Source organism: Bacillus sp. PAMC28571, from assembly GCF_014250435.1.
GTDB classification, from domain to species: Bacteria; Bacillota; Bacilli; order Bacillales; family Bacillaceae; genus Bacillus; species Bacillus safensis.
In genome coordinates this window covers 115935-138200 of record NZ_CP060191.1, presented here as the reverse complement: position 1 = coordinate 138200, position 22266 = coordinate 115935, and the positions used below count along the sequence as shown (strand labels likewise).

The 22266-nt window shown below is 41.2% G+C and carries 19 protein-coding genes; 6 read left to right on the top strand and 13 right to left on the bottom strand.

Annotation, left to right across the window (positions count from 1 at the left end; all coding sequences use genetic code 11):
* Window positions 1-72: 72 nt before the first annotated feature.
* Both H7F25_RS00455 and H7F25_RS00450 read left to right on the top strand, forming a co-directional pair.
* Window positions 73-1449, top strand: a complete 1377-nt coding sequence (locus tag H7F25_RS00455) for an aspartate kinase (protein WP_024425532.1) — start codon at window positions 73-75, stop codon at window positions 1447-1449.
* A gap of 164 nt (window positions 1450-1613) precedes the next feature.
* The gene (locus tag H7F25_RS00450; RefSeq protein ID WP_172881227.1) at window positions 1614-2459 is read left to right on the top strand and encodes a GAF domain-containing protein; all 846 of its coding nucleotides are present in this window, start codon (window positions 1614-1616) and stop codon (window positions 2457-2459) included.
* Between the two features lie 38 nt (window positions 2460-2497).
* On the opposite strand, the gene H7F25_RS00445 is transcribed toward H7F25_RS00450, so the two are convergent.
* The 10 genes from H7F25_RS00445 to H7F25_RS00400 form a co-directional block, all read right to left on the bottom strand.
* Window positions 2498-3925 carry a sensor histidine kinase gene (locus tag H7F25_RS00445; RefSeq protein WP_041106553.1) on the bottom strand — a complete coding sequence of 476 codons (1428 nt, stop codon included), beginning with the start codon at window positions 3923-3925 and terminating at the stop codon, window positions 2498-2500.
* Window positions 3915-4607, bottom strand: coding sequence for a response regulator transcription factor (locus H7F25_RS00440; protein ID WP_185854098.1), 693 nt, complete (start codon window positions 4605-4607; stop codon window positions 3915-3917). Before H7F25_RS00440 ends, H7F25_RS00445 begins: the two co-directional genes overlap by 11 nt.
* Window positions 4608-4919: 312 nt before the next feature.
* The gene (locus tag H7F25_RS00435) at window positions 4920-6254 is read right to left on the bottom strand and encodes an MmgE/PrpD family protein (RefSeq protein WP_185854097.1); all 1335 of its coding nucleotides are present in this window, start codon (window positions 6252-6254) and stop codon (window positions 4920-4922) included.
* On the bottom strand, window positions 6245-7402 hold the full coding sequence (locus tag H7F25_RS00430) for an amidohydrolase (protein WP_151040605.1): 1158 nt from the start codon (window positions 7400-7402) through the stop codon (window positions 6245-6247). The genes H7F25_RS00435 and H7F25_RS00430 overlap by 10 nt, the downstream gene beginning before the upstream one ends.
* A gap of 34 nt (window positions 7403-7436) precedes the next feature.
* On the bottom strand, window positions 7437-8183 hold the full coding sequence (locus tag H7F25_RS00425; RefSeq protein WP_044332617.1) for an amino acid ABC transporter ATP-binding protein: 747 nt from the start codon (window positions 8181-8183) through the stop codon (window positions 7437-7439).
* A gap of 12 nt (window positions 8184-8195) precedes the next feature.
* A complete protein-coding gene (locus H7F25_RS00420; RefSeq protein WP_149125991.1) occupies window positions 8196-8870 on the bottom strand; it encodes an amino acid ABC transporter permease in 675 nt (224 codons plus the stop codon).
* A gap of 24 nt (window positions 8871-8894) precedes the next feature.
* Window positions 8895-9689, bottom strand: coding sequence for an amino acid ABC transporter substrate-binding protein (locus tag H7F25_RS00415; protein WP_024427304.1), 795 nt, complete (start codon window positions 9687-9689; stop codon window positions 8895-8897).
* 21 nt (window positions 9690-9710) lie between these two features.
* The gene (locus H7F25_RS00410; protein ID WP_024427303.1) at window positions 9711-10214 is read right to left on the bottom strand and encodes a GNAT family N-acetyltransferase; all 504 of its coding nucleotides are present in this window, start codon (window positions 10212-10214) and stop codon (window positions 9711-9713) included.
* A 17-nt stretch (window positions 10215-10231) separates the two neighbouring features.
* Window positions 10232-11557: an LLM class flavin-dependent oxidoreductase gene (locus H7F25_RS00405; RefSeq protein WP_034283773.1), complete on the bottom strand. Its 1326-nt coding sequence runs from the start codon at window positions 11555-11557 to the stop codon at window positions 10232-10234.
* A 198-nt stretch (window positions 11558-11755) separates the two neighbouring features.
* Window positions 11756-13543 (bottom strand): right-handed parallel beta-helix repeat-containing protein, encoded by a 1788-nt coding sequence (locus H7F25_RS00400; RefSeq protein ID WP_185854096.1) that lies wholly within the window; start codon window positions 13541-13543, stop codon window positions 11756-11758.
* Window positions 13544-13805: 262 nt separating this feature from the next.
* Here H7F25_RS00400 and H7F25_RS00395 point away from each other — a divergent pair, with 262 nt between their 5' ends.
* Entirely contained in the window at window positions 13806-15299 is a 1494-nt protein-coding gene (locus H7F25_RS00395) for a peptide MFS transporter (RefSeq protein ID WP_056765124.1), read from the top strand.
* Window positions 15300-15370: 71 nt separating this feature from the next.
* Here H7F25_RS00395 and uxaC read toward each other — a convergent pair whose 3' ends face one another.
* The 3 genes from uxaC to H7F25_RS00380 all read right to left on the bottom strand — a co-directional run bounded on the left by uxaC (window position 15371) and on the right by H7F25_RS00380 (window position 19225).
* Window positions 15371-16822 carry a glucuronate isomerase gene (gene uxaC / locus H7F25_RS00390; protein ID WP_185854095.1) on the bottom strand — a complete coding sequence of 484 codons (1452 nt, stop codon included), beginning with the start codon at window positions 16820-16822 and terminating at the stop codon, window positions 15371-15373.
* Window positions 16823-16902: 80 nt separating this feature from the next.
* Window positions 16903-18000, bottom strand: a complete 1098-nt coding sequence (locus H7F25_RS00385; RefSeq protein ID WP_185854094.1) for a Gfo/Idh/MocA family protein — start codon at window positions 17998-18000, stop codon at window positions 16903-16905.
* Between the two features lie 58 nt (window positions 18001-18058).
* Window positions 18059-19225: a Gfo/Idh/MocA family protein gene (locus tag H7F25_RS00380; RefSeq protein ID WP_185854093.1), complete on the bottom strand. Its 1167-nt coding sequence runs from the start codon at window positions 19223-19225 to the stop codon at window positions 18059-18061.
* 349 nt (window positions 19226-19574) lie between these two features.
* On the opposite strand from H7F25_RS00380, the gene H7F25_RS00375 reads away from it, so the two are divergent.
* The 3 genes from H7F25_RS00375 to H7F25_RS00365 are packed head-to-tail and all read left to right on the top strand — an operon-like array spanning window position 19575 to window position 22216.
* Complete coding sequence (locus tag H7F25_RS00375; RefSeq protein WP_073203778.1) at window positions 19575-20252, top strand: GntR family transcriptional regulator; 678 nt, start codon at window positions 19575-19577, stop codon at window positions 20250-20252.
* A gap of 18 nt (window positions 20253-20270) precedes the next feature.
* On the top strand, window positions 20271-21368 hold the full coding sequence (uxuA, locus tag H7F25_RS00370) for a mannonate dehydratase (RefSeq protein WP_034622951.1): 1098 nt from the start codon (window positions 20271-20273) through the stop codon (window positions 21366-21368).
* Window positions 21362-22216, top strand: coding sequence for an SDR family oxidoreductase (locus tag H7F25_RS00365; RefSeq protein WP_185854092.1), 855 nt, complete (start codon window positions 21362-21364; stop codon window positions 22214-22216). The genes uxuA and H7F25_RS00365 overlap by 7 nt, the downstream gene beginning before the upstream one ends.
* Window positions 22217-22266 lie beyond the last annotated feature (50 nt).

Here is a 22266-nt window from a genome sequence, read left to right as displayed (position 1 = left end):
ATTTAAAGAAAAGAGTTGATAATAGGAACTATTCAATTTGTGAGAAAATTTTTACTATAGGAGATGTATGCATTGAAGGTCGTTAAATTTGGTGGCAGTTCACTTGCATCTGGCAAGCAGCTGCAAAAGGTATTTGACATAGTAACAGCAGATCCAGCTCGAAAAGCAGTCGTTGTTTCCGCACCAGGAAAACGGCATTCAACGGATACAAAGGTCACCGATCTATTAATTAGCTGCGGTGAACAATATTTACGTTTAGGCGAAGCACATGATTTAAAAGAAGCAGTCATTGAGAGGTATGCCTCAATAGCGGATGAACTCGGATTAGGTCAAGACATTATCGATACCATCAGGCAAGATCTAGACACATTATTACAGGCTGATTCATCCCGCCCTGAATGCTATCTTGATGCCATTAAAGCAAGCGGTGAAGACAATAACGCTAAGCTCATTGCCGCCTATTTCCGCCACCAAGGTGTGGAAGCTCATTATGTGAATCCAAAGGAAGCTGGTTTGTTTGTGAGCGATGAGCCTGGCCAAGCACAAGTTCTGCCAGAGTCTTATGATCATTTGTACAAATTAAGAGAGCGCTCTGGCATTATTATATTCCCTGGCTTTTTTGGCTTTAGTCTCGCGGGAGACATCGTCACCTTTTCGCGAAGCGGCTCCGATATTACCGGCTCCATTTTGGCGAACGGTTTGAAGGCAGATGTATATGAAAACTTTACAGATGTCGATGCTGTTTATGCCGTCAATCCAACAATCGTTCATGAACCGAAAGAGATTACAGAGCTGACATACCGGGAAATGCGAGAGCTGTCCTATGCTGGTTTTTCTGTGTTCCATGATGAAGCACTTATTCCAGCCTTCCGTGCAGGCATTCCGGTTCAGATTAAAAACACCAACAACCCGTCAGCAAAAGGGACAAAAATCGTAAATCAGCGGGACCATACAAATGGACCTGTTGTTGGAATCGCCTCAGACAATGGATTTTGCAGTATTTACATTAGTAAATATTTGATGAACAGAGAAGTCGGTTTTGGACGAAAGGTGCTGCAAACACTAGAAGAGTATGGGCTTACGTATGAGCATGTTCCTTCTGGCATTGATGATATGACCATTATTTTACGGCAGGATCAGCTGGAGGAGCAGCATATTGAAGAGGAGCTACTAGACCGCTTGAAGGTCGTGCTTGATGCAGATGAGGTCGTTTTAGAGCGAAATCTCTCGCTGATTATGGTTGTAGGAGAAGCGATGCGTCATAATGTTGGTACAACAGCAAGAGCGGCAAAGGCACTGTCAAAAGCGAAGGTCAATATTGAAATGATCAATCAAGGCTCTTCAGAGGTCAGCATGATGTTTGGCGTCAAAGCGGCTCAAGAAAAAGAAGCTGTTCAAGCCTTGTATGAGGAATTTTTCTCTATGTCTACTGTCCCTGTCTCTCTTTAATCAGAAGGCTGCCAGATCTTTGGATCGGCAGTCTTTTTTCATCTCGACGATCAGAGTGTTTTTGCGCATTAAAGTGTATCTATTTCTTGTTTGATTTTGTATGATAGAGACAAATCAACTATCTGTTCCGGCCTATGTTCGGAGCTACAAGGAGTCCTAAAACAATGCCTCGTCAACAACTATTAAAACAGTTTCGCAATTTTCATGATGCTTCTACTAGTATTTTAAACATGATGAGTCAATTCATTGATGTGAATACACTGTTTATTGCTAAAAATGATCAAAACACCAATCAAATTGTAAAGGTGCTAAATCATGACGAGCAGCTTCTTGAAGAAGGAGAAGAACTTCCTTACGAAAAGACATTTTGCAAGCTTGCGGTCGATCATCGGGATACACTTGTGATTCCTGACATTTCGAAGGATGACCGTTTTAAATACTTAGAGGTTACGAAAAATCTTCAAGGCGGCTCGTTTATTGGAGTTCCCATTGATTTCACAGATGGGACGAACTACGGAACGATTTGCGGACTTGATTTGAAGCCGAAGCAGTTCACAGAAGAGCAAGTGTATATGTTTGAAACGATGGCTTCATTATTAAGCTATGTCCTCGAACTAGACCGTGCCAACCGGCAAATTCGGCAATTGTCTGTACCGATCGTACCAGTTGTTGACGGTGTCGCTGTGCTTCCTCTGCTTGGTGATATCGAAGAGACACGTGCTCAGCATATTTTGGAAACCATTTTACAGGAAAGCTACAGGCTGTCGCTCTCTCATTTGGTCATTGATGTATCGGGAACCAAAAGCCTGAATGAACAAAGCATTCAATATTTGGTCAGCTACGCACAAACGCTGAGACTTTTAGGAATTTCGGCAGTTTTAACAGGTATTAAGCAAGATCTTGCTTTAAGTGCGATTCAATCCAATATATCGTTTAAAGACATCACCATCCGGAAAGACTTGCCGCAGGCACTTGCTCATATTGGATTGACGTTTACTAAAAATGAATAAGTGGTGATTCACCAAAAAGGGCTAAAATGAACTTCATTTTAGCCCTTTTCTTCTGGAAACGGCAGTCGTATGGTAAATGTCGTTCCATTGTTTTTTTCACTTTTCATATCAATATGCCCTTCATGCAGGTCCACAAGCTGCTTCACGATAGACAAGCCCAATCCGTATTCTCCATACGGTGTATTCGTTCTTGAGATATCCGCTTTATAAAAACGTTCCCATATGTGTTTGACTTCGTCTGGCGCAATGCCAATGCCTGTGTCTTCCACTTCGATGATCGTCTCTTGATTTTCTTGTTTTCCTCTTAAGTAAATACGGCCGTCTTCTGTGAATTGAATCGCATTCTTTGTGATATTGACAAGTATTTGAATGAGCCTGTCATAATCTGCATAAACCTTTAGCTCGGGATCAACGTCCACGATCAGCTGATTGTTTTTCTCTTCGGCGATTCGGCTCAGCTGCTCTTTCATCACTTCAAATGTGTCAATGAGTGGATAGTGAAATTTCTGAAGGGTAATTTGATTCGATCTAATTTTCTCATAATCCATATTTTCATTGACGAGTCGCAGCATACGTTTTGTCTCGTCAGTGATTAAGGCATAGCATTTCTCTTTCTCTTCTGCTGACACATCCGCAGTGTTCAGCCATTCTACCAGTCCTCGAATGGTGGTCAGCGGTGTTTTCAATTCGTGAGACACATCTGCGATGAATTGACGTCTGCGCTTTTCGAGCCGGTCAATTTCCTCTCTTGATTGCTGAAGACGCTTGGCCATCATATTAAAATCCTCACCAAGTGTGCCAATTTCATCAAGGTGTTTGTTTTCAAGCTTGATGTTGTAATCACCTTGCGCAATCTTTTCAGTCGCCTCTCTCAGCTTTTTGATGCGGTTCACATGAAATTTAGACAGGAACAGGCTGAGAATAAAGGTGATCGTCAGCGCCACAAATACGATGATATACAGATAACGATTCATTTGGGCGATGAGCTGTTCAGCGCCTTGAATCGGGGCAATAAGGACAACTCCGCCCTTTAGCTTTCCATCCTCCATGACAGGGAGCGCCACAAGTGATGCCTCTTGATCAAGGCGGCGTGAATCACTTCGTTTCACAATGATTTGCTCTCCTTTTGAGAGTTTGGCCCATAAATCCTTTGTCAGTAATACTTCATGCGGCGGCATCTCTTGCTGCTGAGACAGAATATCTCCTTTTTCATCAAACACGAAAAAACGAATTTGCCTCGTCGAAAGAATATCTTCAAATGGCCGCAGACGAAAGGTCATCTCGCTTTTAGGGAGTCGTTTATAATCTTGCAAGATTTCATTCCCATAGGAGCTCATTTCATTCACTCTGTTTTGATAGGCAATATCTTTCACAAAATGAGATAAAAGGGTGCTGATAATGACAATGGCGATGAGCAATAACCCAAGGTGGCTGATCAGCAGCTGATAAAAATATTTAATCTTCATCGAACTTATACCCTACGCCCCATACTGTATACAAAAAGGGCTTAGGCCCGTCCCCAATTTTTTGACGCAGCCGTTTAATATGAACATCTACCGTTCGTTCATCTCCATAAAATTGGTATCCCCAAATTTGCTCAAGCAATTGTTCTCGTGAAAATACTTGCCGAGGATGCTGAATAAAAAAGCACAGCAGATCGTATTCTTTCGGTGTGAGGTTCTCTATTCGCTCTCCATCCAGGAAAACTTCCCTCGTTTTTTTATCCAACTGAAAATGTGCTGTCTCCAGCCGTTCGCCATCATTCACCTTTTCTTGAGTCGTTGTATGAGCAAAGCGTCGTTTCACCGCTTTAATTCTTGCCATCAAGGTTAGTGGACTAAAGGGCTTGGTCACATAATCATCTGCTCCAAGATCAAAACCAAGTACCTGATCAGATTCGGTTTCCTTGGCTGTCAGCATGATAATCGGAATGTCACTGATCTGGCGTACCTTTTGGCAAATGGTCAGACCATCCATCGAAGGAAGCATGACATCTAAAATGAGCAGATCCCAATCCTCCTCTTGCTTAAAGCGATTCAATCCATCTAATCCATCATGAACGAATTCCGCTTGAAATCCCTCTCGTTGAAAAAACATATCCGTCATTGTACAAACGCTCTGATTATCTTCAATCATTAATATTTTCATGATCAGCCTCCGCTGCTACCATTGTTTTTCTTTATGTAGCTTTATTTTACATGTTCCCTTTCAAATCTCAATTGGATTCCACTGTTTTTATGAACTTATCATCGTTTGGTCATCTTTTATTCATACTTTTTGAAAGAACTAATACTGCAGTGAATCACATGAGGTTTTTTTATGATGGCATTGCAGAAGATGGTCAAGATATTAGTTGAAAATAGGACAGCTTCATTTACATATATTTATAGAAAGAACTTCATGACAGTTATATGATAGATCTATTTAAAAAAGCTCATCTCTATTCGATGAGCTTTTTTATCATGCCAGCAACTTCAAATAAGCAGCGTTGTTTTCCTCTTCAACCGCCTGTAAAATCTGCTGTGCCTGAGATGCGCTTGTGACGCTGCTTAACTTTTGTATGATGTCTTCTTTCGATAACGCACAGCCTGGTGCTCCCTGAGGAATATCAACCCGCTTGCTCATGGTGGTGCCGTCAGATAAGGTGAGCTTCACAATCGTAAAGCGTCCTTTTGGAACAGCATCGGGATGGGGTTCTGTCGTTTGATCATATCCTCTGCTTACCCGCTTCATCCATGTCCGTATGTCTGATGGAATGGTTTTTTTCGTAAAGGCATCCAGCGTAAGCGTCTGTCCAAACACTGCAAGTGCAATGACGTATTCGACACTGAATCGTCCTTCTTCCCCGGTTAAAGGTGTCCGCTCAATAAGCGCTGCATCTCCGCCTGGCGGGAATATGACATCGACCTGTTTTACCTGCTCCGGCAAGAAAGACCGCTCTTTCATTAAGGATTGGATCGCATCTGCTGCATGGTGGGCTGCTGAGCAGAATGGATATACTTTGAACCACAGCCCCGGCGAAACGATACGCCATGTAGAACCATAGCCCTCTAGCAAACGGCTTTTCGCAAGTTCCAGATCTCCATAGAGTGAAAAGAAACCAAGTGCGCCATCAAGAACCGAGTCATTCCCGCCAAAACCTGAACAAGCTAAATCCATAGACCAAACGGCTGTTTTAGCAGCTAAGCCGGCTTGTAATGGTTTCATATCAGAGCCAAATTGCTTTCGCATTCCGGATGATTGCGCTCCGGCAAAGCCGATTGCTTTCGTCAGTTCTTCCATGGAGACTTGTTTCAAATAACCAATCGCGCATACTGCCGCAATGGCTCCGAGTGTTCCTGTATTATGCCAGCCCCGCTCATAATGCGCCTTACCGATGGATTCGCCAAGTCTTGCCATCACTTCAACACCTATGATGTAGGCACCTAAAAACCGCTCGCCATACCCTTTGCCTTCTGTCAGCTGTGATAGCAGCGCTGGAATGATGACCGCGCTTGGATGTCCTCTCACATCTGAGTGCACATCATCATAATCCAGGGCATGGATGAGGTAGCCGTTCAGCATCGCTGCGGATTGGCGGCTCATCTTCTTTCCTTGTCCAATGACAGGAATCTGAGCGGCTCCGCCTTCCTGTTCAATAAGCTGCATCAGCTGCTGAATCCCTTCATCCTCTTTCGCAGCAAACGCTGATGCCGCAGCGTCTAACAGGCCATTTCTAGCCATTTGAATGGCCCGCTCATCCTGCAGCGGATCAGCAGAAAGCACTGCTTCTGCCAGTTGTTTTGTTAATTCCATGATCGAGACTCCAATGCCCGAACAGCAAGCTCAGCAAAGAAGGCAGCAGAAACTGGAAGTGCGTCTTCATTTAATGTAAACGCAGGGTGATGCCACTCCTTCGTACCACTAGTCCCCATCCATACAAAAAAGCCTGGAATGCGTTCTTGATAAAGAGCAAAATCTTCTCCGCCCGGTGACTGCTCTGCCTGCACGACATGTAAGTCAAGTGAGCCAGCCGTTTCTTCTACCACCTTTGTCAGACGCTCATCATTCATGACAGATGGCAAATAAGGATGCCATCTCACTTCAGCCTCTGCTCCAAATCCTTCTGCAATTCCGCTGACGATTTGTTTCATAAGCTCCGGAATCATCGCTCTTACTTCAGGCTCAAACGTCCGAACGGTTCCTTCCATCTCAACACGGTCGGGTATGACATTCCATGATGTACCACCTTGGATACGTGTGATACTGACAACCGCATGATGCAAGGAGCTGATGCGGCGGCTGACGATTTGCTGAAGGGCGCTTGTGATCTGCCCGCTGATGGCAATTGGGTCTACCGTGTGATTTGGAATACCAGCGTGGCCACCCGTTCCTTTAATATCGATTTCAAACCGGTCCACACTCGCCATCAATGCTTTTTCTCTAATGCCAATCGTGCCAACTGGCAGGTCAGGCTTGTTGTGCATACCGAAAATCGCATTGACTCCATCTAAAACGCCTGCCTCTATAACGTGCTTCGCTCCTTGAGCAACTTCCTCAGCCGGCTGGAACAAAATACGGACCGTTCCTTTGATCTCGTGTTTCCGCTCTTTTAATAAAAGAGCCGCACCAAAAATAGAAGCTGTATGGAAATCATGACCGCATGCATGCATTTTACCCGGTACCTTTGAAGAAAATGGTTCGCCAGATGCCTCTTCAATCGGAAGTGCATCAATATCGGCTCTCAAAGCAATTGTCGGCCCCTCTTGTTCTCCTTTGATTTCACAGACAACGCCTGTTTGAAGGGCTGGGATATCAAGTACAGTGATCCCTTCCTCTTCTAACCAGCGGCGCAGTTTCTTTGTCGTTTCATATTCTTCAAACGCCAGCTCTGGATGCTCATGAAGCGCTCGGCGAATGTTGATCAAACGTTTGTTTAAAGCTTCATTTCCTATTGGTTTCACTAGACACTCACCCCTCTAAAGAATAAAAAGCAGCTTATGCTTCTTCAGCCGCTGCTTCTTTTTGGATAAATCGTTTCGTCCGTTCATTCTTTGTTTCATCAAATAGCTCAGTTGGCGTCCCCTGCTCGATAATATGACCATCCGCCATGAAAATCACATGGTCTGCCACTTCTCTTGCAAACGCCATTTCATGTGTGACGATGATCATCGTTGTTTCTTGGATCGCAATGGATTTAATGACTTGAAGCACACCTGAGACAAGCTCTGGATCAAGCGCTGACGTTGGTTCATCCAGCAAAATCGCATGTGGATCAACCGCTAACGCGCGGGCAATCCCAATCCGCTGCTGCTGTCCGCCAGATAATGTGACTGGATAGCTGTCAGCCTTTTGCTCTAATCCTACCTGCTTCAGCAGTTTCATACCGATTTCATTCGCCTGCTGCTTCGTCATTTTTTTCGTTACTAGCAATGATTCTGTAATGTTTTGCAGTGCTGTCTTGTTTTTAAACAAATTATAGTTTTGAAACACCATGGCCGTTTGTTGACGCAGGTGATAGGCTTCTTTACGTGAATATTTGGACGCATCGAGCTTCGCATCGCCAATTTCAATCGTGCCTTCATCAGGTGTTTCTAATAAATTTAAACAGCGCAGCAAGGTGGATTTACCGGAGCCAGAAGGTCCGATAATGGCCACAACCTGCCCTTTTTTCACGTCGAGATTGATTCCGTCTAAGACGACAAGGTCGCCGAATGATTTCTTCAAATTGGTGAGCTTGATCATGTCCACACCTCCTTAATTCCGGTAAGGTTTGCTGATTTTTCGTTCAAATAGGTCCTGCAGGAAGCTATAAATGATCGTCATCACCCAATACACGATCCCTACGGCTAAATAGGTTTCAAAGTATTTATAGTTCGCCGATGCAATCATCTTCCCTTGTGCAAACATTTCTGCCACACCAATCGTAAAGGCAAGAGATGTTTCTTTTAAAAGACCGATAAAGGTATTCCCTGTCGCTGGAATTGCATTTCTGACGGCCTGCGGGAAAATAATTCTAACGTAAGACTGCCATCTTGTCATACCGACAGATAAGCATGCCTCAAGCTGTCCTTCATCCACTGAGTTCAGAGCCGCTCTGAAAATTTCTGCTAAGTATGCTGAGTTCTTAATACTTAATCCGATAATGACCGCTGTTAAAGCATCCATTGAGGTCATCGCAGGGAATAGCTGCGGGAGACCAAAATAAATGAGAAAGAGCTGAACCAAGGTTGGAACCGCTCTGAAGAAAGAAATATACAGCTTGGCAAATTGGTATAAAACAGGTATCCGGTTTTTCGTAATGAGAGCGAATACCACACCAATGATAATGGCAAATACCATGGAGACAATCGCCATGAAGATCGTTATCGGCAAGTATTGAAGCAATGTCGGAAACACCGTCACCATATACTGCCAATCAATTTTGTTCATGTCTGCTCTTCACCGCCGCTGTCGTTATTTTTTAATTGGCACTGTCACATCGTCTTTGAAATATTTCTCAGACAATTTCTTAAGTGTCCCGTCTTCTCTTAATTCTTTGATGGCTTTGTTAAATTCTTCTCTTAGTTTGTCATGCTTTTTATCTTTCGCAAATGGATAGCCTACTTCTTCATACACAATTGGGTTGCCTACGATTTTCAACGGCAGACCTGTTTTTTCAATTTGAGCAAGTAATACACTGCGTCCGTTGACATAAGCATCTACGCGGCCATTTGCCACTTCATTTAATACGCCGTCTTGCGTTTCATATGTTTTAATCTTAATTTTCTTGTCAGGGTCTTTGCTCTCTAAGTTTTTAGCATGGTTAGAGCCAAGAACCGCCGCCACTGTTTTTCCTTTTAAATCGTCAAGACCTTTGATGTCGTTGTTGTCTTTTTTCACGATGATTTGTGTTCCTGCGTAAGCGTACGTATCTGTAAAGTTAAATGTTTGTTTACGCTCGTCTGTGATGGCAACTTGGTTTGACACTGTATCGAGCTTACCAGACGTCAACTGTCCCATCAGTCCGCTGAATTCACTCAGCTGCCAGTCTAGTTTGTAGCCAAGCTTTTTCGCAATGGCTTCTGTTACTTCAACATCGAATCCTACAAGCTTGCCATTGTCTTTATAAGCAAACGGATAGCTTTGTCCTGTAGCGCCTACTTTTAACACCTTTTCGTCTTTGCCTTCACTCTGATTGTTGCCGCCGCAAGCTGCTAAAACTGCCAGCATTGCTGCAAATAGAACGACTAGCCACTTTTTGTTTTTCATGTTCGAAAACCCTTCTTCCTCTTATGGTTGTGTGATATCTGATCTTAATTGTTTTTTGAAATAAACCGTGATATGACCTTTGCCTAAATCCTTTTCACCTGCTCTGACATAGCCTTTACGCTCATACATCTCTATGAGCCATGGATGCTTATCAGCTGTACCGAGCGACACGTACGGCACCTTCAGTGTATCCCTTAGCACTTCGGTTTCAACCCATTCCAGCAAGGCTGAGCCTGTGCCTTTTTTGGCGGCTGGTTCTGAGGCAAACCACCAGATGTGAGGGACGCCGAATGGTCCTGGCTGCTCTCCCCAAGGCATACGGAGTGATAAGGTGGATAGAAGCTCTCCGTTTTCTTCCATCACATAGCAAAGATTCTTTTGTACATTTTTCTGAACGAGAGCGAAATCAGCATGTGCTGCTTGGAACTGGATGCCTAGCTCACGAATTGGCTCGTAGGCTCTTGTTGTCAGTTCAAGCAGCGCCTCTATATCTGCCTCTGTTGCCAGACGAAACGTGTATCCCAACGTTAGTCACCTCACCCTTATGTCGTATAGCGATTTTTTGGCTCTGTTAATCCAAGATTTTCTCGTAAGGTTTGTCCTGTGTAATCGGTTTTGAATAAGCCTCGTTCCTGAAGGATTGGGACGACGCGGTCTACGAACACATCCAGCCCTTCTGGCAAGAGCGGCGGCATGACATTAAAGCCGTCTGCTGCTTCTTCACGAAGCCATGTTTCCATCACATCTGCCAGCTGCTGCGGCGTTCCAATGAAAATATTATGACCGCGTGAGCCGGCAACCGATTGATAGAGCTGGCGAATGGTCAGGTTATCCTTTCTCGCCATATTCATCACGAGATCAAAACGGCTTTTCACCGCATTTGACGTGCTTGGATCAATCTCTGGAAGCGGTCCGTCTAAAGGATACTGAGACAGATCAATCCCGCCTAAGTAATTTTGCAGAATGCTCAGTCCAATCTCAGGAACAATCAGCTCCTGTAATTCTTCATATTTCGCTTGGGCTTCTTCCTCTGTATCAGCAATGATCGGGAAGATACCCGGCATGATGCTGACGTCCTCTCTAGCACGACCAGCAGCCTCTACTTTCCCCTTCAAGCTTTGATAAAATTCCTTCGCTTTATCGAGATCGTTTTGTGCAGTGAAAATGAGCTCTGCTGTTTTTGCTGCAAGCTTTTGGCCATCTTCAGAAGATCCTGCTTGAATGATCACGGGCTGCCCTTGCGGCGTACGTGATACGTTGAGAGGACCTCTTACTGAGAAGAACTCCCCTTTGTGCTGGAGCTCATGAAGCTTACTAGATTCGAAGAATTCTCCCGTTTCCTTGTTTCTGACAAGGGCGTCTTCTTCCCAAGAATCCCAGAGACCTTTGACGACTTCGACGAACTCTTCTGCCCGCTCATATCGTTTATGGTGTGCTAAATGCTCTTCTCCGCTAAAATTTTTCGCTGTTTCTTCAATAGAAGATGTGACCACATTCCATGCCGCTCTTCCGCCTGATAAATGATCAAGGGAGGCAAACTGCCTTGCAATATGGAAAGGCTCACTGTATGTAGTGGAAGCTGTTGCTGCTAAACCAATGGTTGAAGTAGACTCAGCAATGGATGAAAGCAGCGTGAGCGGTTCAAATCTCGTTAATACGTTCGGATGAGAGGTTTGATTAATGGATAAACTGTCGGCTAAAAAGAGCAAATCCAGCTTTCCTTCCTCTGCCTTTTTCGCTAATTGTTTAAAATAATCTAGGTTCATGGCTGCATCTGGTACTGCATTCGGATGTCTCCAAGAGGCAACGTGATGTCCAGTTCCTGCGATGAATACGCCTAACTTGAGCTTCCTTTTCGGCTGTGACACTTGTTCTTCATCCTTTCTATATTCTAAATGTATCAAACCGAAGTCCTTAGAAGATACATTTTTCTGATTGAATTAATCGGTTTTATTAATAAAAAAAGGGCAAATGTTGCGAAAAATGAAAAATAATTATTACTATATGCCCTTTTTACAGGATTGTCAACCGCCTTCTGAACCTCCAAAATAAGGGATTCCAAACGCTCATGACGGTGTATCAATTTCAATATTTCCGATGAGCCGGTCTGTGGTATGTGTCACCAACTGACTACGCTCCAGCATGTTGTGAGCGATGACAGAATGAGTGGAATTTGCGGTGCGGACAGCAATCGCTTTTTGAGGAGATAGATTGATGATGTTATTGCGCAGCACACGGGCTGAGGCGGCCTGGTCAATAAAGATCGCCGTCGGCTGTCCGATCGATCGATTTAAATAGAAGCGGTTATCTCCAATTTGTGGTGAACCATTTTTAATATACATCACCACATATAAGGATGTTTCTTCAAAGGAATTATCTTTAATTTCCAATGCCCCCGTCGTGCTGCTGTATACAGCGTAGTTTTGATAGTGCTTAAAGCGATTCTGCCAGATGAAAGCCTTTGCATTTCCAGTAACACTGATCGTATACGAAGAATCTAGCTCCGGGTGTCCTTCTTGAATAAAGTGGTTGCCGTTGATTCCTGCTTCCCCTTCCTGCACCCAGATTCCTCTGCTGAATTCTTTGAATTGATTGTGCTGGATGAGAATATTCGTTCCTCTCACCACGGCCGCATCGATAACAGAGTAGACCGTATTGTTTGAAAAGACGACACTATCCGATTGATAGATACGCAACGAGGCGCTTCTTTTTCCGGTATTCGTTCCTGATTCAATATGGTTTCCTTCTATTAGAATACGATTCGCCATATAAACGGACACAGCCGCATCTTCAAAAAGACTAATCTTATTGCCTGTAATGTGAACACTGTCTCCCCTCACATCAATTCCTTTTTCAAACCCCTCAATCATATTGCCAATAATCATCACATTGTTTTCCGTTTGGCCAAGTGAGACGCCTAAACTCGTAATCCCTGCTTTTGTCACACCTCCTCCCACTGCACGAATCATATTGTTGGCAATGATCGTTTCGGTGGAGAAGCCATAGGAGATACTGCTATCTGTATGATTGCCTTCAATGATCACACCATAACCGTTAAAGTTATAGATGGAGCTCGCTGCACCTCCTCTGACGATGTTGTTGCGAATCTGAATATTTAGAGGCTCCTCCATATTAACGGCATTTTCTCCATAGCCTTCAATATCAATGCCCATTCTTGGCTCGACCCCATTTACTCCTGCTCTTTCCAAGAGACAGTCCTCCACAATAACCCCATCACAGCCTGTAATCGAAATATTGTTGCGTCTCGAATCTGTGATGGTGCAGCCAGAAATATCAATAGATGCAGCAGGCGAGTATGGTTCACCCTCTGTCAACAAACCGTGAGGACTGACAATGATGCCGTCTCCCGTACAATTTTTTATTTGGACATGATTGACCTCTACATGGGAGGCACCTTCAATACATATCCCAAAGCCCCATTCATGGGTTCTTCGTTCAGCTGGGAGCGGCTTGTATACATGCTCATGTCGATCCCCTTCAATACGCCCGCCTCGAATGGTCACATGCTCTACCTTTCCTATATAAAAAGCTGCATACCCCCATGAATCATTTGGTTTCACCTTTATTACAGCGTCTGACGCCATCTCAATGCATATATGACTTGGCACCCGTATACCTGCACCTCGGAAAGGAAAAAATGGATCACCTCTGTACACCGCATCAATTAAATACGTGCCGCTCGGCAGCCAGATATGGGAATACCCCTGTGCTTTTGTCCACTCTAAACATTCATTGAGCTTAGCTGTGCAATCCGTTTTCCCATCAGCAATTACGCCAAAATCTAGTACATTGACAACTGGTTTTTTCAGATCAGCTTCATTCAATTCCCCCAACCTAATCACTCCTTTTCACACATGTTCTCTCGTCATCCTATGCATGTGGTAAAGGTTTGCTTGTACATTGCTTCAAATTTTAAATAAATTCTTTTGAAATAACTTTTCGATAATTTTCACTTCAATGAATTTTTCATCTTTTTGAGTCTTTACGCCTATTGAACTAACATTTTCCTGTTTTAGAATAGTTTTATATTGACACAAGAACTATACAAGAATATCATTTTTCTCATATCTCTTTTTTTAAGAAAGGATCTATGCCATGTCTACAATTGACCACGATAAAATTGTTAAAAGTGTTCCTCAAAAAGGGTTTTTTGGACATCCTAAAGGACTTTACACACTGTTTTTCACTGAATTTTGGGAGCGTTTCTCCTATTATGGCATGCGTGCACTGCTTATTTATTATATGTACACAGAGGTGACAAAAGGCGGTCTAGGCTTTGACCAGACAACAGCCAATTCGATCATGTCTGTCTATGGTGCACTTGTTTATATGTCAGGCGTTATTGGCGGATGGCTCGCTGACCGGGTATTTGGATCATCCAGTACGGTCTTTTATGGCGGAGTTTTCATTATGCTTGGCCACGTGATTTTGGCTTTGCCAAGCGGAGCAACAGCGCTCTTTATTAGTATGGGACTGATTATTATTGGGACAGGTCTTCTCAAGCCAAACGTTTCAAACATTGTTGGCGACCTGTATACAAAAACAGACCCGCGCAGGGACTCTGGATTTAGTATTTTCTACATGGGGATCAACATGGGTGGCTTTATTTCCCCATTAATTGTCGGAACACTCGGTCAAAAAGTGAATTTCCACCTCGGGTTCTCACTCGCTGCCGTTGGGATGCTTGTTGGACTTATTACATTTGTGGTCACAAAAAAACCGAACCTTGGTCTTGCCGGCACATATGTGACAAATCCATTATCAGCTGCCGAACGTAAGAACTTCAAAATTTACGGATCATTGGTTGTGATTTTGCTTGCAGTTTTTGCTGTCATTGGCATTCAAACAGGCGCACTCACAATTAATCTATTCACTTGGTTTGTTAGTGCCCTTGGTGTACTCATTCCGATTGTTTATTTCATTGTCATGTATTTCAGTAAAAAGACGAGCGCAGTGGAGCAATCCAGGGTTCTCGCTTATATTCCATTGTTCCTTGCTGCCGTGATGTTCTGGGCGATTCAAGAGCAGGGCTCAAACATTTTAGCGACATATGCAGATCAACGAACAAACTTGAATTTCCTTGGGATGACACTAGCGTCTTCATGGTTCCAATCATTGAACCCAATCTTTATTGTGCTGCTGTCTCCAGTGTTTGCTTGGTTATGGGTCAGACTTGGGAAGAAACAGCCGTCTACCCCGATTAAATTCTCACTCGGCCTTCTGTTTGCAGGGTTATCCTTCATCATCATGATCATTCCTGCATACATGTCCGGTCCGAACACACTTGTGAGCCCATTATGGCTCGTTCTGAGCTTCTTCCTCGTCGTGATCGGAGAGCTCTGCTTATCACCAGTTGGACTGTCAGCGACAACAAAGCTGGCCCCTGCTGCCTTCTCAGCGCAAACGATGAGCCTTTGGTTCCTTTCAAATGCAATGGCACAGGCGATCAATGCGCAAGTAGTCAAACTGTTTGATAAAGTGCCGGAAACCGTCTATTTCGGTATCATCGGATTCCTTGCCATCGTTTTATGCGTTGTGATGCTATTACTGACACCAGTGATTAAGAAAGCGATGAAAGGCGTTCATTAATAAAAAACTGGACATGAGTACATCATGTCCAGTTTTTCACTTTATTGATGATCATCCTCCATATAGAAATTTTATATCTTACTGCATGATTCATTCGTTTTCATTGGTACTGTCTCATTTATTTCAATATTAAAATAATTCACGGCATTGTGATAACAAATATCTTTGACTATTTTTCCTATAAATTCGTAATCCCTTGGAAGCTCACCATTTTCTATCCAAGTCCCAAATAAATCACATAAGATTCTTCTGAAATATTCATGGCGAGGGAACGATAAAAAGCTTCTTGAGTCTGTAAGCATCCCTACGAAAGTGCTAAGCAAACCTATATTAGATAATGTTTTCATTTGATCTAGCATGCCGTCTTTTTGATCATTAAACCACCACCCAGACCCAAATTGAATTTTTGCTCTGGCATCAGAAGACTGAAAATTCCCTATAGTAGAGGCCACAATCGCATTATGAGCGGGATTTAAATTATAGATAATGGTTTTAGGTAAAAGGTTGTCTTTGTCTAATTCATTCAAAAAACCATTTAAATGGCTTGCTAGGTGGAAATCAGACATAGAGTCGTACCCACTATCTTTCCCCGTTAACTTGAACATTCGTGTGTTATTATTCCTTAAAGCACCTATGTGTAATTGCATGGTCCAATGAAGAGAATGATATTTTTTACTCAGGTGAAGAAGAGTGTTTGTTTTAAATTTATTGATATCCTCTAGAGATAGTGTTTTTCCTTGCAGAGCACGTACAAATATAGAAGACACTTCTTGTTCAGTAGCTGGTGAAAATGGAAATATTTCAAAACCATGATCAGACATTCTGCATCCATTCGCGTGAAAATAATCAATTCGTGAATGTAATGAAGCGATAAAGTTTTCATATGTTAAAACAGCGCCGTTGATTGACTCACCTAACTTTTCTATATAATTCACAAAATTTGATTGTTCAATATTTAAAGCATGATCCGGTCTAAATGTAGGTAGGACCCTAGTTGTAATTCCTACATCTCTACGTATGATTTGATGAATTTCTAAAGTATCGATTGGATCATCAGTCGTACATACAACTTTTACATTAAATTTTTCTAAAATTCCATTTGTGGACATGTTCCTTTCATTTAATCTCTCATTACAGATATCCCAAACTTGATGTGCATTTTTTTCTGAGAACAACTCATTTATATTGAAATAACGACTTAATTCTAAATGTGACCAATGATAAAGAGGGTTTCCTATTGTATATGGAACAGTTTGCGCCCAAGCTAAGAATTTTTCCTTGTCACTTGCATTCCCCGTGATCAATCTTTCTTCTATGCCTAACCATCGCATCGCCCTCCATTTATAGTGATCACCATTAAGCCAAATATCAGTCATATTTTCATATTTTTTGTTAACAGCAATGTCATCAGCCATTAAATGCGTATGAAAATCATAGATTGGCATATTTTTCGCGTAATCATGATAAAGAACTTTTGAACTTTCGTGATGAAGCATCATATCTTCGCTTAGGAATGTAGACAATATCGTCACCTCTATACTTATGTTTAGAAAATCAATTAAATGAAATAAGGTGTTATTAACAAAAATAACACCTCACTTTTTTAGATCTTACTTAATTCAAACTCCGTATTTACGTAGATTGCGTCTCGTTGTGCAATTAAGCAAAGTTCTGCGGCTTTAAAAGTATGTTCTTGAGTCATAGCATTTTCAGTACCGTTTAAACAATCTAAAATAAGTTCACCAAAGTAAGGGAATCCTACTTCACCATTTAGAGAAAAATGCTGCTCTGTCTGTTGATTTACTAAATATAAATGGTCTCCTGTTTTATCCCTTGCGATGTCTACGTATTTGCGAATTTCAATATACCCATCTGTTCCAAGAATGAATGTGCGCCCATCCCCCCAAGTGCTAAGGCCATCAGGAGTCAGCCAGTCTACTCTAAAGTAGTTTGTAGCCCCATTATCAGCAATTAAAGTAGCATCACCAAAGTCTTCTAATTCTGGATATTGGTGATGCTTATAATTGCCCACTTTACTATGTATAACTTTTGCATCTTTTGCGCCAGAATAGTAAAGGAATTGTTCAATTTGGTGACTGCCAATATCACATAGAATACCTCCATAATATTCCTTTTCGAAAAACCAGCTTGGTCTGCTTTCTACATTACTACGATGTGGGCCAGTTCCAAGAACTTGTACCACTTTTCCAATGGCTCCTTGTTCAATCAATTGACCAGCAAATACGGCACTCTCCACGTGCAAACGTTCACTATAATAAACAGCCCATTTAAGCCCCGTTTCAGCTGTTTTTTTACGAGCAAGCTCCAATTGTTCTAGCGTTGTAAAAGGTGATTTATCCGTAAAGTAATGCTTACCATGATCTAAAACACGCAGCCCTAAATCACAGCGTTTAGATGTAATGGCTGCGCCTGCCACGAGCCTGACATCTGGATCTTCGAGGATTTCTTTCTCACTTTTGGCTGCCTGTACCTCCGGATATGCTCTACAAAATTCTTGTACTTTTTTCTGATCATGATCATAAACCCATTTTAATGTAGCCCCAGCCTCAGTTAATCCATTGCACATTGCATAGATGTGTCCATGATCAAGACCTATAGCCGCCATGACGAATTGTCCTTCTGTAACGACAGGGGCACTTTTTCCCTTAGGAGCATAATTCATTCCATCACTTTTCTGCATAATTGTTCCTCCTCTAGCTAGCTTCCAGTTTATTTTTAATAATTTAATAACGTTAGACTCATAGTTTCTCGTAATTTCCTCCAACGGTTATCGTATCGTCTGAAAAATTTTCTACACTGCTTTGTTTTTCATAAAAATGCTTAACGTTCGCGAGCATTCCTTCACGTGTATAAAAAGGATCGTCTGCTGAAAGAGGAAGCTTCACATGAACACCTTGGTTTGCAGATTTATAGATGGCTGTAATAAGTTCTAGTGTTTTTCTTCCTTCTGTTCCATCAATTAAAAGCTTCTGGTTACCCTTGATAGACATTAAAAAATTATTTATTTGCCCTTTATGCCCTTCAAATAGTAATTCCGGATATTGATGAAAAGCTTCCTGAATACGATTTTCTAAATCCTCATCATTTTTCTCTTGAGGAAACCCATTTTCTTTAGCTATTTGAGCATTTACTTTCCATGGGACAGATACTCTAGCTTTTTCACCTTGAAAAATCAATTGTTGTTCTTCTCCATGATGAACAACAGAACTAGTTACTTGTGCTAAGCTGCCATTTCCATAGCGAAGTACAGCAATAGAAAGGTCTTCAACCTCCGCATTATCATGCAAGGTATTACTAGTTGCTGCAAAAATGTCAGTCGGCAATCCTAACATCCATTGCAGCATATCAATATGGTGGACAGCATGATTAAGTGTACAACCTCCACCTTCTTTTTCCCATGTACCGCGCCACCATAAATCATAATAACTATGACCACGCCACCAAAAAGAATCAACTTGTGTATGAGCGATTTTTCCAATGAGGTTTTGATCAAGGACATGTTTTAATCTCATAATGGGCGTCATAAACCTGTTTTGAGCAACAACAGATAAAAGCTTCTGGCTTTCAATAGATGCTTTTATCATTTCGTCACATTCTTTTAGAGAAGAAGCCATAGGTTTTTCTACTAAAACATGTTTGCCTGCTTTAAGAAAATCGATGGCAATGGTTGCGTGCATATAAGGAGGTGTACAAATGGAAACGGCATCAATCGTAGGATCATTCAATAATTCTTGGTAGTTAGCGACAACTCGTGCTTCCAGGTTATATTTTGTTGCTGCAGACATTGCTTTTTCAGGATAAATATCAACTAAAGCTACAATTTTACTGATTTCAGGCATTGCAAGATAAGCCTCGATATGGGCAGTTGCAATAGATCCAGTTCCTATAATGGCGATGTTGGACATATCAATCTTTCCCTTCTGCAATAAGATAAATTTTCACTTCTAATAATGAGATAGCGCTTTCAAAAAACTGAATGATTCACCTAACTGAAAGATCAGAGTACCGTTCGTTTTATTAATATTCTAGTTATACTAGTATGGTAGATCAAAAACATTATAACTTAATCTTTTTGAATTTTGTATAGTTTTTTGAATTTTCTTTTTAATCTCCCACACTTTTATGATTGATTATGGCTTACATAGTGGAATCATCAAGAGATGCTCACAGTGAAAGTATTCAGAAAAATGAAATGAATGTCTACCATTCTAATCTACTTGTATGGTAGTATGTTAGAGAAAGGAGATTAGAATAATGAATATTGATTTTAAAAACCAAAACCTCTCTACGAGGGAACAAGTTTACAATATGCTAAAAGATCAAATATTAAGCCTGAAGCTTCCACCTGGGACAAATATTTCTGAAAAAGAAATATCAGTTCAATTTAATGTTAGTCGAACTCCTGTAAGAGAAAGCTTTTTAAAATTATCTCAAGAAGGATTATTAAGTATCTATCCTCAACGAGGTACTTTTGTTTCTTTAATTGATTTGAACCTTGTGGAGGAAGCACGGTTTATGCGAGAACATCTCGAGAAGGCAGTGATTAGACTAGCCTGTCAGGAATTTTCTGAAGAGCTGATTAATGATTTAGATATGAATTTAAGTATGCAAAAAATTTGCGTTAAGAAAAAAGACTATAAAAAAATGTTTGAATTAGATGAGGAGTTTCATAGAACGATTTTCAAACGGTGTAAAAAAGAAAAAACATGGTTAGTTATTCAACAAATGAATGTACACTTTAATAGGAGTCGCATGTTAAGGCTAGTAACAGATTACAATTGGGATAATATTCTTTCTCAACATGTAAATATCTTCAAAGCTATACAAGATCAAGATGCTGATAAAGCTGAAAAAATCATGGAAGAGCATTTGAAAATTGCACTTGTTGATAAAGAATTATTGAAGAAAGAATATCCAAATTATTTTAAATAACATTAGGGGTGATGGTAGATGAGGATGACATTCAGATGGTTTGGAGAAGGAAACGACACGATCACACTGGAACAAATAAAGCAGATTCCAGGAGTGGAAGGAATTGTTTGGGCACTGCATGATGTGCCCGTAGGAGAAGAGTGGCCAATAGAAAGAATGTTAGAAATGAAAAAATTAGCTGATAAACATAACCTTCATATTGAAGTAGTTGAAAGCGTGAATGTTCATGAAGACATTAAGCTCGGACTTCCAACTAGAGATCGATACATAGAAAATTATAAGAAAACAATTCAGAAGCTAGCAAAGGTGGGTGTTAAAGTCATATGTTATAACTTTATGCCTGTCTTTGATTGGATCCGTACAGACTTAAATAAAACACTTTCTGATGGATCTACAGCTCTATTTTATGAACATAGTCGAATTAAAGATATTGATCCGAAAGAATTAGTAAATAAAATTAGTGAGAACTCCAGTTTAACCATGCCAGGTTGGGAACCAGAGCGGTTAAATCACCTCCACCAACTTTTTGAAGCCTACAAAAATATAACAGAAGATGATTTATGGGCCAACTTGAAATATTTTTTAGATCAGATTATTCCAATTGCAGAACTTCATGATATTAAGATGGCTATTCATCCTGACGATCCACCTTGGCCTGTCTTTGGTCTACCGCGAATAGTAACTAACCAAAAAAACATCAGAAAAATTTTACAACTAAATAGCAGCCCATCTCATTGTATAACGCTCTGTACAGGATCTTTAGGAGCAAACTTAGAGAATGATTTAGTTTCTATGATTCACGAATTTATTGATAGAATACCATTTACTCATATAAGAAATGTACGTGTATATGATAACGGGGACTTTGTTGAAACATCGCATCGATCAAAAGATGGATCAGTAGACGTTTCAGCCATTATACATGCTTATTATGAAAGCGGATTCAAAGGTTATTGCAGACCCGATCATGGAAGACACATTTGGGATGAACAATGTAGGCCTGGATATGGTCTTTATGATAGAGCACTTGGAATTATGTATTTGTGGGGAGCTTGGGATGCTTTAAAAAATAAACAGTCTGTACGAAAAGAAGCAAAGGAGGAAGCTACATGGTAAACATACAAGAAAATAAAAATTTAGCTGGTAAAGTAGCTGTCATCACAGGAGGAAGTGGCGTACTTTGCAGCGCCATGGCAAAGGAACTTGCTAGACATGGCGTGTCTGTGGCTATTTTAAATAGAACAGTCGAAAAGGGCGAAAAGGTAGCCGAAGAAATTAACCTTATGGGTGGGAAAGCGATTGCGATTAAATGTGATGTGATGGATAAAGATAGTGTGGAACAAGCCGAGAAGATTGTAACAGAGGAATTAGGCAATTGTACCATATTGATAAATGGAGCTGGTGGTAACCACTCCAGTGCAAATACAACCAACGAAATATTTCAAACAGAAGATCTTACTAATCCTAAGGTAAATACTTTTTTTCATTTAAGTACAGATAGTGTGCAAAATGTATTTGATTTAAATTTTATGGGGACTTTCATTCCTACACAAATTTTCACTAAACATATGGTTCATCAAAAGGGAGCAGTTGTCATCAACATGTCATCTATGAGTGCCCCTTCTCCAATGACCAAAGTGCCTGCTTATAGCGCGGCAAAAGCAGCAATTGAAAATTTCACCAAATGGTTAGCTGTTCATATGGCTGAGGCAGGAATTAGAGTAAATGCTATTGCACCGGGCTTCTTTTTAACCTCACAAAATAAAAACCTTCTCCTAAATGAAGAAGGAGATTATACAGAAAGGTCTCATAAGATTATTTCGAACACACCAATGAGAAGGTTTGGTACGCCAGAAGATCTTCTTGGAACCCTATTATGGCTTGTTGATGATCATATGTCAGCATTTGTTACCGGCGTGACAATTCCTGTTGATGGAGGTTTTATGGCGTATTCAGGTGTTTAATATTTTTATTTTTTTCCTTGTCATACATCTTTATTTTATATGTTTTTTAA